12 protein-coding genes are annotated in these 14,467 nt (G+C 54.5%); 11 read left to right on the forward strand and 1 reads right to left on the reverse strand.

The window, feature by feature from the left end; all coding sequences use genetic code 11:
- The first annotated feature begins 8 nt into the window (after positions 1 to 8).
- Positions 9 to 797 (forward strand): transferase, encoded by a 789-nt coding sequence (locus tag H7F11_RS07960; protein WP_193651297.1) that lies wholly within the window; start codon positions 9 to 11, stop codon positions 795 to 797.
- Positions 798 to 835: 38 nt separating this feature from the next.
- On the opposite strand, the gene H7F11_RS07965 is transcribed toward H7F11_RS07960, so the two are convergent.
- The gene (locus H7F11_RS07965; protein WP_193651298.1) at positions 836 to 1,762 is read right to left on the reverse strand and encodes a LysR family transcriptional regulator; all 927 of its coding nucleotides are present in this window, start codon (positions 1,760 to 1,762) and stop codon (positions 836 to 838) included.
- Positions 1,763 to 1,900: 138 nt separating this feature from the next.
- Between H7F11_RS07965 and H7F11_RS07970 the strand changes: the two genes are divergently transcribed.
- The 10 genes from H7F11_RS07970 (at position 1,901) to H7F11_RS08015 (ending at position 14,434) form a co-directional block, all read left to right on the forward strand.
- The gene (locus tag H7F11_RS07970; protein WP_193651299.1) at positions 1,901 to 3,280 is read left to right on the forward strand and encodes a ribulose-bisphosphate carboxylase; all 1,380 of its coding nucleotides are present in this window, start codon (positions 1,901 to 1,903) and stop codon (positions 3,278 to 3,280) included.
- A 119-nt stretch (positions 3,281 to 3,399) separates the two neighbouring features.
- Positions 3,400 to 4,212, forward strand: coding sequence for a CbbQ/NirQ/NorQ/GpvN family protein (locus H7F11_RS07975; protein ID WP_193651300.1), 813 nt, complete (start codon positions 3,400 to 3,402; stop codon positions 4,210 to 4,212).
- A complete protein-coding gene (locus H7F11_RS07980) occupies positions 4,196 to 6,475 on the forward strand; it encodes a nitric oxide reductase activation protein NorD (RefSeq protein ID WP_193651301.1) in 2,280 nt (759 codons plus the stop codon). The genes H7F11_RS07975 and H7F11_RS07980 overlap by 17 nt, the downstream gene beginning before the upstream one ends.
- 259 nt (positions 6,476 to 6,734) lie before the next feature.
- Complete coding sequence (locus H7F11_RS07985) at positions 6,735 to 7,280, forward strand: helix-turn-helix domain-containing protein (RefSeq protein ID WP_193651302.1); 546 nt, start codon at positions 6,735 to 6,737, stop codon at positions 7,278 to 7,280.
- Positions 7,277 to 9,268: a hydrogenase 4 subunit B gene (gene hyfB / locus H7F11_RS07990; RefSeq protein WP_193651303.1), complete on the forward strand. Its 1,992-nt coding sequence runs from the start codon at positions 7,277 to 7,279 to the stop codon at positions 9,266 to 9,268. The genes H7F11_RS07985 and hyfB overlap by 4 nt, the downstream gene beginning before the upstream one ends.
- Before the next feature lie 21 nt (positions 9,269 to 9,289).
- On the forward strand, positions 9,290 to 10,240 hold the full coding sequence (locus tag H7F11_RS07995) for a respiratory chain complex I subunit 1 family protein (protein WP_193651304.1): 951 nt from the start codon (positions 9,290 to 9,292) through the stop codon (positions 10,238 to 10,240).
- 2 nt (positions 10,241 to 10,242) lie between these two features.
- Complete coding sequence (locus H7F11_RS08000; RefSeq protein ID WP_142087602.1) at positions 10,243 to 10,923, forward strand: formate hydrogenlyase; 681 nt, start codon at positions 10,243 to 10,245, stop codon at positions 10,921 to 10,923.
- The gene (locus tag H7F11_RS08005) at positions 10,920 to 12,374 is read left to right on the forward strand and encodes a hydrogenase 4 subunit F (protein ID WP_193651306.1); all 1,455 of its coding nucleotides are present in this window, start codon (positions 10,920 to 10,922) and stop codon (positions 12,372 to 12,374) included. Before H7F11_RS08000 ends, H7F11_RS08005 begins: the two co-directional genes overlap by 4 nt.
- A complete protein-coding gene (locus tag H7F11_RS08010; RefSeq protein ID WP_193651307.1) occupies positions 12,371 to 13,930 on the forward strand; it encodes an NADH-quinone oxidoreductase subunit C in 1,560 nt (519 codons plus the stop codon). Before H7F11_RS08005 ends, H7F11_RS08010 begins: the two co-directional genes overlap by 4 nt.
- 27 nt (positions 13,931 to 13,957) lie before the next feature.
- Positions 13,958 to 14,434 (forward strand): NADH-quinone oxidoreductase subunit B family protein, encoded by a 477-nt coding sequence (locus H7F11_RS08015; protein WP_193651308.1) that lies wholly within the window; start codon positions 13,958 to 13,960, stop codon positions 14,432 to 14,434.
- Positions 14,435 to 14,467 lie beyond the last annotated feature (33 nt).

Genomic DNA, 14,467 nt, shown 5'->3' on the forward strand with positions numbered 1-14,467 from the left:
ATCACCCCATGAACCATCCCGCACAGTCCCAATATCCTACGGCTAAAAATTCAGAGGATAGCCATCAGAACGAGCCCATCGTCCAGGAAGATTATCGGCTGGTAACGCTCGGGTTCGACTATTCAGCAACGCAAAGCATGATGTATAAGCGCGATCCGGATTGTCTCGTTCTGGGCTATACCCGAACCATGATGGGATTTCTGCTGTTTCACCCCAAACCCAAATACATTGCCATGATTGGTCTGGGGGGTGGGTCGATTGCCAAATATTGCCGGCGTTATCTACCCGACGCGCAGTTTACGGCGGTGGAAATTAATCCGGAGGTGATTGCATTGCGTGACCGCTTTCACATTCCACCGGATGGTCCCGGTTTTCAGGTGCTCTGCGCTGACGGTGCCGAGTATGTCAGAAAAAATCTAAAAACCAATGATGTTCTTTTGCTAGACGGTTTCAATCGTGATGGTCAAGCCGAAGAATTATGTACTACCAGCTTCTATGACCATTGCTATGCCAACCTGCGCAATTACGGTGTACTGGTGGTCAATTTGCTCAATAGTGATACGCGGATGGATGCCTATATCAGTCGTATTCAGACCAGCTTTGATGATCAGGTCATCGTCGTGGATGCCGAAAAATCCGGCAACAAGATTCTCTTTGCATACAAGGGGGATCAATTTCCACGGCTAGCCAGGAAAATATCCGAAAGGGCGCGGAGGATGAGTGCATTGCATGATGTTTCCCTGAATAGTACGGCCCACAAAATGATCCAAAAATTCAGTCGGCTATACGTGTTGTGATGGCATCAGAGCAGCACGGCCAGCATCACCAGCCACAATCAGTTGATAATTTGTCCCTGCTCTTCGATGGTTCTGACATATTGATGCTGCAGTAGAAACTCTTTAAATGCCTGCGGTGCAGGGGCCAGATGCTTGCCTTTGCGGTGCACCAGATGCCAGGCTCTCTGCAAAGGAAACCCCTCCACAGAAAGTTCGCGCAGATAACCTGCTGCTATTTTTACCACGACACTGTGGCGCGCGAGAAAACCAATCCCCATACCAACGGTCACAGCCTGTTTGATGGATTCATTACTGTCCATGATCACCCCTTCCTTGATATGCAATCCCTGTTCGGAAAAATAGCGCAATACGGTCTCCCGCGTTCCCGATCCAGGCTCCCGCAACACAAAGGGTTCCTTAACAATTTCAGCTTGCGGGATGTTTTTTTGCCAAGCCATGGGATGATTGGACGAAGCAACCAGAATCAGATAATTACGATGAAAGGGCAGGGCAACCAGGTCCAGCGCCGGAGACGGCTCGCCCATGATGGCCATGTCTACGTCATTGCGTTCGAGCCCCGCGAGGACGTCTTTGCGGTTGGCAATGTTTAAATGGATTTTGACCCGGGGATGTTTATTCAAAAATCGGGAAAGCAATTCCACGGCAAAAGCATTAGCGGTGGAGGTCACGGAAATGCGTAGTAGTCCGTCTTCTATATCCCGTAAATGCTCCAGAGAGCGTTTCAGGTTTTCCAGTTCTGTACCGATTAGTGCGCCGGTGCGGAGAACCTGTGCTCCGGCATCGGTCAGATAGACTTTTTTGCCGACCTGCTCGGTTACGGGTAAACCAATTTCCTGTTCGAGTTTGCGCACTTGCAGATAAACCGCAGATTGGGTGAGATGCAACTGGTTGGCGGCTTTCGTGTAGGATCCAGTCGCTTCTACCATGCCCAGAATCTCCAGTTGGCGCAAGGTCATGTTTCTCATGGGTGGATCTCCAAAGTGCAGAGGCTGTGCCCTGAATAATATATTTCATCTATTATGTGTATATGAATTAATCGTTTTTTATAATGATTTTTGTAGTGTACAGTCTGTTGACTTATCAATCAATTTAAGGAACGGAGCATGGACCAGTCCTCACGTTATGCCGATCTCTCTTTGCGCGAAGAAGATCTGATCGCCGGTGGCAAGCACATACTGGTTGCCTACAAAATGAAACCCAAAGCAGGATATGGCTATCTTGCATCAGCTGCGCACTTTGCGGCGGAATCCTCAACCGGAACCAATGTGGAAGTATCGACTACAGATGATTTCACCAAGGGCGTGGATGCTCTGGTTTATCACATTGACGAGGCCACTGAGGATATGCGTATTGCCTATCCTATGGAACTGTTTGACCGCAACATTCTCGACGGGCGCATGATGATTGTGTCCTTTCTCACGCTGGCTATCGGTAATAACCAGGGCATGGGGGATATTGCGCATGCCAAAATGATCGATATCTTTTTCCCGCCCCGGGCGATACAACTCTTTGATGGTCCTGCCAGGGATATTTCTGATTTATGGCGGATTCTGGGTCGGCCCATCAAAGATGGCGGTTATATTGCCGGCACCATCATCAAGCCGAAACTCGGCCTGCGGCCGGAACCCTTTGCGGAAGCCGCTTATCAGTTCTGGTTGGGCGGTGATTTCATCAAGAACGATGAGCCTCAGGGAAACCAGGTGTTTTCTCCCTTGAAAAAAACCATTCCGCTGGTTGCCGATGCGATGAAGCGTGCCATGGACAAGACCGGGCAGCCCAAGCTGTTTTCCGCCAATATCACGGCCGATGATCATTATGAAATGTGTGCCCGTGCTGACTATATTCTCGGTATTTTTGGTCCTGACGCTGATAAAGTGGCCTTTCTCGTGGACGGTTTTGTCGGTGGTCCCGGCATGATCACGACCGCACGTCGCCAATATCCCGGCCAATATCTCCATTATCACCGGGCCGGACATGGCATGATCACCTCACCCTCAGCCCTGCGTGGATACACCGCTTTCGTGCTGGCTAAAATTTCCCGTCTGCAGGGGGCATCCGGCATCCACGTCGGTACCATGGGGTACGGCAAGATGGAAGGCGAAAATGACGATCGCAACATCGCTTACATGATTGAACGCGATGAGTGTCAGGGTCCGGTGTACTACCAGAAGTGGTATGGCATGAAACCCACTACACCGATCATTTCTGGTGGCATGAACGCACTGCGCCTGCCCGGATTTTTCGAGAATCTGGGCCACGGTAACGTGATCAATACTGCCGGCGGTGGTGCTTATGGTCACATCGACAGCCCGGCGGCCGGAGCCATCTCCCTGCGTCAGGCCTATGAATGCTGGAAAGCCAAAGCGGATCCTATTGAATGGGCCAAGGAGCACAAGGAGTTTGCGGGTGCTTTTGCGTCCTTCCCGCAAGATGCGGATCAACTTTACCCGGGTTGGCGGGATAAAGTCGGTGTGCATCGATAAGGTATTGTTGTAGCGGTGAGTCATCACCCAATGCCGTAGGCCGAAATCTCGCCGTTCGCAGATTTCGGCCTGTTTTCTTTTTGCGTGGTTCCAGCTACCGCTGGAATGGAGATCTGCACATGAATCCTGGTAATCCGGTATACGATTACATGGTCAACAAGGAACCTTATTATCATCCTCAAGGGGATGAGATTGTCCTGTTTACCGCAGCCTATGCCCGGCGCTTGCCGGTCATGATCAAAGGCCCCACGGGCTGCGGCAAATCCCGATTCGTGGAATACATGGCCTGGAAACTGGGCAAGCCCCTGATCACGGTGGCTTGCAATGAAGATATGACCGCTGCAGATCTGGTGGGCCGCTGGCTCCTGGATGCAGAGGGGACCCGCTGGCAGGATGGTCCCCTCACGGTGGCGGCTCGCTATGGTGCCATCTGCTATCTGGATGAAATTGTCGAAGCCCGACAGGATAGTACCGTGGTCATCCACCCCCTGACTGACCATCGTCGCCAGCTCCCGCTGGACAAAAAAGGGGAACTGATTCAGGCGCACGCCGATTTCCAGCTGGTGATTTCCTACAATCCGGGATATCAGTCCTTGATGAAGGACCTCAAACAGTCCACCAAGCAGCGTTTCGCCGCTTTTCGCTTTGATTATCCGGAAACAAAGGTGGAAACAGAAATCCTGGTCCGTGAAGTGGGTATTCCTGAACAGACTGCGGAACAACTGGTTGCCCTGGCCAAAAGTTCCCGTAACCTGAAAGGACATGGCATGGATGAAGGAATATCGACACGCTTGCTGGTTTACGCAGCATCTCTCATTGCCGATGGGGTGCCCGCAACACGCGCCTGCCGGATGGCGCTGATGGACCCGATTACGGATGATGAGGACATACGCAGCACACTGGAGCATGCCATCGATGCCACCTTCAACTGACGCAGAAACCGGGTCAGCGATTCCGCCCGACGAGGACTACTGGCGGCGTCATCTGGACTGTGCTTTTAGCTCAGTGCAGGCGGTTTTTGCGGACTGCTTCACGATTGCCGGTGCGCAGTGGCAGGAGCAGGAATTGTTCGCTTATGTAGATGCTGCCCGCTTTTTGTGCAAATTGGGGCGGGGTGCCGAGCCGGTGATGGCCTTTCTGGAAGGCTGGCCGGAAGTGGTCGCTGCTGCCGGTCACGACTGTATCGATCCGGTTTTGCAGTGGGTGGCGAAAATCCAGCGTTCGCCCAATGGTGATGTTATCGGATTGTTTTTCCAGACGCTTCCTGCCGTTACCCGGGCTTTGCCCAACCAGACGCTGCTTCGCGACTATCTCGATTTGCTGACGGATATTGCCGAGCGCAGCAGCACCTCCATCCATGGCCGCCACGCCATTCTCCCCAGCCGTGCCTTGCCTGAATTCATTCGCCTGGCGGCCGAACTCCTGCAAAAGGTGAATCTGGAGGGACTGCAGACCTGGGCAGAATACGGGTTGCGCTATTATGCCAGTAACCCCGAACGTCAGGCGGATTATTTTGCCCTGCAAAGTGCAGACAGTCGGGCCATTTTTCAGGAACAGCGCGACGGTACCCTGCTGCGCACCCACGAGCGTGAGATGGACCTCTATCTGCGCGCCCTCTGGGATGAACCCGCCATGCTGGTTCCTTATTCGGAAGCTTTTGATCATCTGCGTCGGCCCCAGCCTTACCTGGATTCCCTGGGTATGCATCTGCCGGACCTGTACCATGATCGGGAGGGTATATCGGGCCTGGATCAATACCGTCTGGCCCTCGCCCATCTTGCCGCCCATCGCCGCTACAGTCAGGCGCTTCTTGCCGATAACTGGAGTCCCTTTCAGCGCTTATACATCGAATATTTTGAAGATGCGCGCGTGGACACCCTGATTTTGCGGCGTTTTCCAGGTCTGCGGGCGCTGATGCTGCAATTACATCCCCATCCTCAGGAAGAGGCCTGCGATTCCGGACAGGAATCCTGCGTACGTCATCGTCTGACCCTGTTTTCCCGGGCCATTCTCGATCCTGAGCATGGTTACCAGAACCCCGTTCTCCGGCAATTTGTGCAGCGCTTTCACGAGCAAATGCTGAACAGCTCGGGCAGTACCCGCAGCATTGCGGAACTCGCCCTGGAATATCTCATTCAGACACGCCTGCCGAGTGACAGTTTTGCCAGGGTTCATTTTACCGATACGGAAGTGTCCTACCGGGATGACAACCGCCACCTCTGGCAGTTCATTGATGGAGATCAGGAAAGCGAGGAGGAAAGCAGCCGGGCCGAAGCGGTATCGGAAAACGAATTGACGCTGGTCCGGCACTATCCCGAGTGGGATTACCGATCGCAACATTACCTACCGGATTGGGTCAGTCTCTACGAGCATCTGCATCCACAAGGTTCTGCCAGCGATATCCTGCAGATATTGCAGAAACACGCTGCTTTGGCCAAGCGTCTTGAACGGCTGCTGGATATGCTGAAACCGCAGGATCGCGAACGCCTGCGCCGTCAGGAAGAAGGATCCGACCTGGATCTGGACTGGGCGCTGCGTTCCTGGGTAGATTATCGCTGCCGACAGAATGTCGATCCGCGCATCAACGAAAGTTTCCGCCACGCCCGAAGGAACCTTTCGGTGAGTCTGCTGCTGGATCTTTCCGAATCGCTGAATGATCCGGTTGAGGGTACAGGCTCAGGACCTACCATCCTTTCCCTGGCCCAGGAAGCCGTTACACTGCTAGCCTGGGCGATTGACCGCCTGGGTGACCCCTTTGCCATTTCCGGCTTTTATTCCAACACCCGTCATGAGTTGCGCTACTGGCATATCAAGGGATTTTCTGAACCTTGGCAGGATGCAGTCTACGCACGGCTCGCAGCGCTCCGTGCCGCCTATTCTACGCGCATGGGTGCGGCCTTGCGTCACGCCGGACACTATCTGTCCGGTCAATCTGCCGACAAGCGCCTGCTGCTGATCCTGACCGATGGACAACCGGCCGACATCGATGTGGATGATCCGGATTACCTGCTGGCAGATACCCGTCGCGCCGTTCTGGAGCTGGAGGAGAAGGGCATTTTTTGCCATTGCATCAGCCTTGATCCGCATGCAGACGAATACGTACGAAAAATTTTTGGCAATCGATTCAGCATTATTGATCGGGTTGAATCGTTGCCGGAAAGATTGCCGGAGATTTTTTTAAGCCTGACACGGTGAATGCCTTCATCCTAAAAACGGCAGTTGCCGTGGGTGCTTTTTGCTCCGTTGTTCCTCGCCTGTTGTTCTAGGGCTCATCCTGCTGTCAGGGGAGAACTCGCCCTGCGGGCTCAGACAGCTCTCCTGACGGGCGCAGGATTTCGCCAATAACAACAACGGCTCAAAACAAAAGTCGCTGCAAAGCACCCACGGCAACTGCCGTTTTTAGCTTCATACGTTAATATGGACACGCCGTCCATTTTAACGGACAATCCGGGGCATGAAACAGCTTGCTCAACGTTTGCGTCAGCTTCGCGAAGACCGACAACTTTCCCTGCGTGCCCTGGGAGAAATGGCCGGGGTCTCTTCCAGTGCGCTATCCCAGATTGAAGCTGAGCAGGTTTCCCCCTCCATTGCCACGCTTGAGAAAATTTGCACCGCATTGGGGCTCAGGATTGCCGCACTCCTGGATGAACCGGATAGTGAAGCATCCCCGCTCATTCTCCGTGCCGGACAAAGACGTCGGGTCTATAGTTCAGGGTCGCATGCCACGATTGAACCACTGGCACGAGGATTTTCCCAAAAAAAAATGCAACCGCTGCTGGTCACGCTGGATGCAGGTGGAGAATGTGGAGACCACCCTTACAGCAGTGCCGATGGGGAAGAGTTCGCCATGCTCATCAAGGGAAGCGCGCGCTTTGAACAGCAAGGTTCCAGCTTTGATCTGGATGAGGGGGATGCCGTCTACTATGACCCGCGTCTTTCCCATAACTGGCATAATTTGCATGAATTGCCATCCGTGCTTTTGATTGTGGTGGCGCAATGAACTCCGGCGACTGTCTGCTTTGGGTCTTGTATGCGTCACTGTTGGCTCTGTTGCCGACAGTGCTGGTAGCGATTCCCGCATTGCCAATCCGCTGGAAACGTTCCCTGGGTTTTCTGCTGACCGTTGCATTTTGCCTGCTACTCATCGTGGTCGGCATACATGCGCTGGCAAGCCCTGCGCTCCATGCAAGTATCCCGGGGCCACTCACCGATCTTGCCTGGCAATTTACCCTCGACCCGCTCTCCGGTTTTTTTCTGTTGGTGCTGGGATCCGTAGGTTTTGCAGCGTCCTTGCATGCTATCGGCTATTTCTATCATGGCAGCCAGAGCAAGCTGAAACAGGTGCTATTGCCTTATCCGGTTTTTGTGACGGCCATGGTTTGGGTATTGCTGGCAGCCAATGCCTACACATTCCTTGTGGCCTGGGAACTGATGGCCCTGAGTTCAACATTTCTTATCCTGGTCGAAGGCCAGGACCAGCGTCGGCAACAAGCCGCCTATCTGTATTTACTGATCGCGCATATCGGTGCCCTGGCCCTTTTTGTCGCTTTTGCCTTGCTGAGTCATGGTGATCTGATCAGCAATGGGAATTTTCAGCGCATGGCACAATCGCCCTATTCTCCTGTGGTCGCCAATGCGGTTTTTGGCCTCACCTTGCTGGGCTTTGGTGCAAAACTGGGGCTTCTGCCACTTCATGCCTGGCTTCCAGAGGCGCATCCGGCGGCGCCATCGCCGGTTTCGGCACTGATGAGTGGGGCCATGTTGCCCGTTGCGGTCTATGGCCTGCTGCGGATTGACTGGCAAATTCTTCCGGCGGGCGCGGGGTGGTGGGGTCCGCTTTGGCTGGGACTGGGTTTAAGCTCTGCACTTTTTGCCGTTTTGTATTCGGCATTGCAAACCGACATGAAGCGGCTGCTGGCTTATTCCTCCATGGAAAATATGGGACTCATCCTGATCGCTCTCGGTCTTTCCCGAATTTTTGCGGAGCAGGCACTATGGTCCCTGGCCGCTCTTGCGTTGGTAGCGGGTTTATTTCAAGTGCTGAATCACGCTTTTTTCAAGAGCTTGCTTTTTCTGGGAAGCGGCAGCGTTCTGCACGCTACAGGCACCCTGGAAATGTCCCATTTGGGTGGCCTGATTCGTTCCATGCCGCAGACGGCTTTTCTGGTGCTCATTGGCATTTTTGCCCTTGCCGGATTGCCGCCGTTGAATGGTTTTGCTTCGGAATGGCTGTTACTTCAGGCCTTCCTGTTGGCCCCCAGCTTGCCATCAGGAATGCTGCGGGCCATTCTTCCCCTGGCCGCCGCAGGCGTGGTGCTGGTTACTGCTGTGGCGGCTTTTGCCATCGTCAAATTTTACGGGATCGCTTTTCTGGGGCGGGCGCGTAGTGCGGTCGCCAAACAAGAGGCAGGAATCTGGGAGCGCGCCAGCATGGCCTTTTTGGCCCTGTTCTGCGTCCTGCTCGGTGTGTTTCCGGGCCGCGTAGTAGACAGTTTGTCGCACATAACGGCTCTGTTGTTACATGGCAGCCAGATAGCCCACCAAAGCGCGCTGGCGCTCACGCCGATTTCGGCGCAGCGGGCCAGTTATCTCCCCGGCGTTTTTCTTTTGGGAATCGCACTGTCCATTGCGGTCGTTTTTGTACTGGTTTGGTGGCGTTTCGGTCGCTCCCTGCGCCGTGCCCCCGTATGGTCCTGTGGTTTTGCAGCAGATTATAGTGCCCAAACACAAGACAGTCCGACCGGTTTCAGCCAGCCTCTGCTTAGAATTTTTGGCGTTTCCTTAAGCACGCTCAGAAACCGCCAGGGCGGGAGAAACACCCTCCCGGTGCAAATTCCTGATCCTTTCTGGAAAGGTTTTTACCTGCCCTGGGGTCGTGTCACCCTGTGGATTGCCGAAGGGATCAGCAGATTACAGCATGGTCGCATCACCTCTTATCTGCTGTATTCTTTTCTGACCCTGATTGTCCTTCTGGTGTTTTTTCGGTGAATACAAGAGGGCGAGGCTTCAATGACTAGTCTGATTGGCTGGCGGGATCAATGCTTCCAGATCCTTTTTGTCGTCGCGGCGGCTCCACTTCTGGCGGGTTGGCTGCAGACGGTCCGGGCACTTTTGCAAAATCGGCGTTCTGCAGGGATTCTCCAGCCCTATCGTGATCTTTTTCGACTGTTTCATAAGGAAACCCTGATCCCTGAACAATCTTCCTGGCTGTTTCAGTTTTCACCCTATGTCATGTTCGGAGCCAAGATCATGGCGGTGGCCATCGTGCCCATCATTGCCAATGGCTTGCCTCTGGCCAGTGCCGCCGATGTCATTGCGCTGGTGGGTCTGCTGGCCGTGGCGCGCATTTTTCAGGTGCTGGCGGCCATGGATACGGGAACAGCTTTTGGCAGTTATGGGGCGCATCGTGAAATGCTGATTTCCGCATTGGCAGAACCGGCCTTACTGGCGGCACTGTTTACCGCCTCTTTATTGGCCCGATCCACATCGCTTGTGCAGATTGTTCATCTGAGTCAAATACAGTTATTTTCCATTCATCCCAGCATGGTTTTTGCCGCCATCGCATTTGGCTTTGTTCTGCTCGTAGAAAACGCCAGAATTCCGGTGGACAATCCGGCAACGCACCTCGAACTGACCATGATTCACGAAGCGATGGTGCTGGAGTATTCAGGGCGGCACCTGGCACTGCTCGAATGGGCGGCACAACTCAAGCTGTTTTTATATATGACCATTGGTTTCGCCCTGTTCCTGCCCTGGGGAATTGCTGCAAAACCGTCGCTGACAAGCCTGGTCATTGCTGCAGGACTGGTTCTCGTCAAACTTTTTTTTGCGGTTGTGGTTCTGGCGCTGATTGAAACCTTACTGGCAAAAAAACGGCTTTTTCGGGTCCCTGAGTTCGCCATCACCGGCTTTCTTTTCGGGGTCATCGGGCTATTGAGTCACTTCATGCTGGGGTCATGATCATGCATTCCATTCTTGCCCATAGCGCGATTATCAGCCCCGTGTTGAGAATTCTCGCGGCCTGGATGTTGGTACTCAGTTTCGCCCTGCTTGCGCAAAGACGGCTGCTGAGTCTTATTCGCCTGCTTGCCTGGCAGGGGGTCACCCTGGCGGTGGGTACGGCCCTCGTCGGGCAGTTGACGGGTGATCCCGTCCTCTGGGTTTCGGCAGTGTTGACCTTGTCCATCAAGGGGATTCTCATGCCCTATGTGTTGCATTACCTGTTGCGCCGTCTGCAGGTGCGCGGTGATGTCGAGATGACGCTCAATGTCCCTAGTACGCAACTGCTGGGTATTTTGCTGGTGGTATTTGCATTTTCCATTGCTGCCCCTCTGGATGGATATTTGCCTGCCGCGACGCATGGCATGCTGGGGATTGCCCTGGCCGCATTTTTGCTGTCGTTCCTGATGATGATTACCCGCCGCAAGGCAATCTCCCAGATCGTGGGCTTTCTGGCCATGGATAACGCCCTGTTTTTCGCCGCCACCAGTGCAACACTGGGGATGCCGCTGATCGTCGAATTGGGTATTGCCCTGGATACCCTGATCGGGTTGGTGGTGATTGGCGTCTTTTTCTTTCAGATCCGCGACACTTTCGACAGTCTCGATCTGCATTATCTGGAACATATCCGGGAGGATAAATGATCATCTTCTGGGTGCTGGTTCTGGCTGGTGCCGGAGTTCCCTTACTGGCGTTTTTGGGCAGCGGGCGACGCGGAGCCAGACTGTTTCTGCTGCTTAATTTTCTGGTGTTGATCGCCTGTGTGGTTATGTCCGTGCAGGTGGCTACCCAGGGCATCATCCGGGCAGGCGGCGATGAATTCCGGGTGGACGCCTTTTCCCTGTTACTGGCACTGGTCAACAGTACGGTCGGCTTTTCCATTGCCTGGTTTTCACACAGCTACTTTCTGAAAGAAGTACAGCATCATGGCTTGTCCGCAGGGCAACAAAAGCTGTACCACAGTATGTTCCAGCTTTTTCTATTTACCATGTTGCTCGCTGTGCTCACCAACAACATGGGGATTCTCTGGGTGGCTCTGGAAGGGGCGACCCTGTCCAGTGTGCTGCTGGTCAGTCTGATGCGTAAGCCGCAAGGTCTGGAGGCCGCATGGAAATACTTCATTCTCTGTGGCGTCGGACTCGCCATGGCGCTGTTGGGAACGGTGTTACTGTATTTTGCGGCGGAACCCGCGCTGGGTGCAGGCAGTGATGCCTTACTTTGGTCACAACTGCATGCCCATTCTGCCGCGCTCAATTCCGGGGTGCTGACCATTGCCTTTATTTTTGTGCTCGTGGGCTTTGGAACCAAGGTTGGTCTGGCCCCCCTGCACAGCTGGTTGCCGGATGCCCATGCGGCGGGTCCGAGCACCGCATCCGCCGCTTTATCTGCCTTGCTGCTGAACGTGGCGCTGTATGCCATCCTGCGTTTTAAAAGTCTCCTGTCCGGCCCTGTGGCCGGGCCTTTCGCGGCGCATCTGCTGATGGGCTTCGGTCTTCTGACCCTGTTGCTTGCTGCCTTTTCCATGTTTCGGCAACAGGACGTCAAACGTCTTTTTGCCTACTCTTCCATGGAGCACATGGCACTGATCACTTTTGCTTTTGGTTTGGGCGGTCCGCTGGCGATATTTGCGGGTATGCTCCACATGCTGGGACATAGTCTGGCAAAGTCCTCGGTATTTTTTGCTACCGGGCAGGCCAGCCAGGAAGCCGGCACTCAGGACATTTCCGCACTGAACGGCTTGCTGCATTCCCGGCCCGTCCTGGGCTGGAGTGTGCTCCTGTCGGTGCTGGCGATTCTGGGTATGCCTCCGGGTTCTCTGTTTTTTAGTGAAATTCTGATTCTTGCCAGTGCGGTACAACAATCCTGGCAAAGCGTGCCTTTTCTGCTCGTCGGCCTGGGTACCGTATTTGCGGCAATATACCCGCGCCTGCAGGCCATGCTCCTGGCCCCCGCCAATTCCCTCCCCAACCGGCAAAGCGGGGTAGGCGGGCTTTTGCCGGTTTTTTTTCAAATATCCCTGGTGGTGATTCTGGGGGTGGCGATCCCCGGGCAAATAGAGCTATGGCTGCATGACGTTGCAGGAATTGTCCAATGACTGCACCTGACTCTGAAGCTTTATCATCTATGGGCCAGTGGCAACAAATTCTGACTGCGCCACCCGTCTGGCGGGTCAAGGTGCAGGCTGCATCCTGGACAAGCGCTGCGCTGGCGCTACGCGATCAGGGCGGGCGTTTGCTGGGATTGTGGGGAGAGGCGGGCCACGAGAACGCATTCTTTTACATACATGCGCTGGGCCTTGGTTCAACCGGATATGTGTGGATCACTCTGACGGTGCAATCCGGCGAGGGACAATTTCCCTCGCTGGCCGACATTTTTCCCGCTGCTTCGCGGATGGAGCGGGCCCTGTACGATCTTACGGGAATCAGAGCGACGGGGAATGCGGATACCCGGCCATGGCTCCGCCATCAGTGCTGGCCAGCAGGGATTTTTCCACTGCGGGAAGGTCAACTGGATGGCAGATCCTTCGGCGTGGATGGCGATGCCGATTATCCTTTTCAATTGATTGATAGCGTGGATGTCCACCAGATTCCAGTGGGGCCGGTACACGCGGGCACCATTGAACCCGGACACTTTCGTTTTTCGTGTATCGGTGAACAAATCCTCCGTCTTGAAGAACGATTGGGGTACACCCACAAGGGCGTCGAGCGCCTTTTCCAAGATCGGGATGTATTTGCGGGTGCGCGTCTGGCAGGACGCATCAGTGGTGACACCACAGTGGGTTATGCCTGGGCCTACAGCATGGCGGTGGAATCCATTGCCCGATGCGAAATCCCGCCTCGTGCAGCCGCCTTGCGTGCTGTTTGCCTGGAACGGGAGCGCATGGCCAACCATCTGGGTGATCTTGCCGCTCTGGGAAATGACGCTGGCTTCGCCTTCTGTCAGTCACAATTTCTGTTTATCAGGGAAAGCCTGCTGCGCGAAAACCAGGAAATTTTCGGACACCGCTATTTGATGGACTGCATTATTCCCGGTGGTGTCGCTTTTGACTTGAACTCGGCGCAAATAGCCGCGATTCAGCGTAACAGTGAATCCTGGCAACGCACAGTGCAACGCCTGGATCTCCTCTTGCAGGAGCATTCCGGTCTGCGGGATCGCCTGGTGGGTACAGGAAAAATTGTGCCACCCCGTGCTGCAGCACTCGGTATGGCGGGGCTTGCCGGCCGCGCCAGTGGTCAGGCCTGGGATTTGCGGGTCCAGTTTCCCCACACTCCTTATCAGAATCTGGACGTTTCCATCCAGCTTTCCCAAGAGGGCGATGTGGCCGCACGCTGGCAATTACGCTTTCGGGAATTCTATGAGTCTCTGCGTCTGCAGACCCGGTTGCTGATGGAACTGCCCGAGGGAGCAGTCAGCACAACCATTCCGGAAAGCATCCCCGATGGCGAAGGCTTGGGCATCGTCGAAGCCTGGCGCGGCGAGGTGTTTGTCGCACTGTCTGTGGAAAACGCCCGTATTAAACGCTGCCATCCCCACGATCCATCGTGGACCCTGTGGCCGGTTCTTGAGGAGGCCGTGCTGAACGATATTGTTGCTGATTTTCCCCTGATCAATAAATCGTTCAATTTGAGTTACAGCGGACATGATTTATAGCGCTTCAGCACCCGGAGGATATTGGCAATGTATCGCATACTGAAAGAAATCTGGCGACTGGGGATACCGGGCAAAAAAATCATTCCCGCCAAAGGGCAGGGACCATTCCGCCGGAGTGCCGCCATTCGCCATGTGGATGCAGGATCCTGCAATGCTTGTGAGCTGGAAATTCAGGCACTTTCCGGTCCACATTACGGCTTGGAGCAAGTCGGGTTGAACCTGACCGCGTCGCCGCGCCATGCTGATTTATTGATGGTAACCGGCCCGGTTAGCCGACATATGGCGACGGCGCTGCAAGACACATTTTCAGCCATGCCAAATCCCAAAAAGGTGGTAGCCATAGGGGATTGCGCCTGTACGGGAGGCATATTCGCCGGGAGTTATGCCGTTGTGGGCGCTGTAGAAAAGGTGCTCCCCGTGGCTGGGCAATGTCCGGGCTGCCCACCTACACCCGAAGCGATTCGGCAAACATTGGTTCAGGTAGCCCGGCAGACACGATCCTGACGGGATTGGTGGTACAAGTGGTCCATCTTGTCT

Origin of the sequence: Acidithiobacillus sp. HP-2 (genome assembly GCF_015100155.1) — a bacterium.
Taxonomy (GTDB): domain Bacteria; phylum Pseudomonadota; class Gammaproteobacteria; order Acidithiobacillales; family Acidithiobacillaceae; genus Acidithiobacillus.

Excerpts from the sequence above, each read along its gene's own strand:
- H7F11_RS07960 (WP_193651297.1), top strand. The coding sequence starts at position 9 with ATGAACCATCCCGCACAGTCCCAATATCCTACGGCTAAAAATTCAGAG.
- H7F11_RS07965 (WP_193651298.1), bottom strand. The coding sequence starts at position 1,762 with ATGAGAAACATGACCTTGCGCCAACTGGAGATTCTGGGCATGGTAGAA.
- H7F11_RS07970 (WP_193651299.1), top strand. The coding sequence starts at position 1,901 with ATGGACCAGTCCTCACGTTATGCCGATCTCTCTTTGCGCGAAGAAGAT.
- H7F11_RS07975 (WP_193651300.1), top strand. The coding sequence starts at position 3,400 with ATGAATCCTGGTAATCCGGTATACGATTACATGGTCAACAAGGAACCT.
- H7F11_RS07980 (WP_193651301.1), top strand. The coding sequence starts at position 4,196 with ATGCCACCTTCAACTGACGCAGAAACCGGGTCAGCGATTCCGCCCGAC.
- H7F11_RS07985 (WP_193651302.1), top strand. The coding sequence starts at position 6,735 with ATGAAACAGCTTGCTCAACGTTTGCGTCAGCTTCGCGAAGACCGACAA.
- hyfB (WP_193651303.1), top strand. The coding sequence starts at position 7,277 with ATGAACTCCGGCGACTGTCTGCTTTGGGTCTTGTATGCGTCACTGTTG.
- H7F11_RS07995 (WP_193651304.1), top strand. The coding sequence starts at position 9,290 with ATGACTAGTCTGATTGGCTGGCGGGATCAATGCTTCCAGATCCTTTTT.
- H7F11_RS08000 (WP_142087602.1), top strand. The coding sequence starts at position 10,243 with ATGCATTCCATTCTTGCCCATAGCGCGATTATCAGCCCCGTGTTGAGA.
- H7F11_RS08005 (WP_193651306.1), top strand. The coding sequence starts at position 10,920 with ATGATCATCTTCTGGGTGCTGGTTCTGGCTGGTGCCGGAGTTCCCTTA.
- H7F11_RS08010 (WP_193651307.1), top strand. The coding sequence starts at position 12,371 with ATGACTGCACCTGACTCTGAAGCTTTATCATCTATGGGCCAGTGGCAA.
- H7F11_RS08015 (WP_193651308.1), top strand. The coding sequence starts at position 13,958 with ATGTATCGCATACTGAAAGAAATCTGGCGACTGGGGATACCGGGCAAA.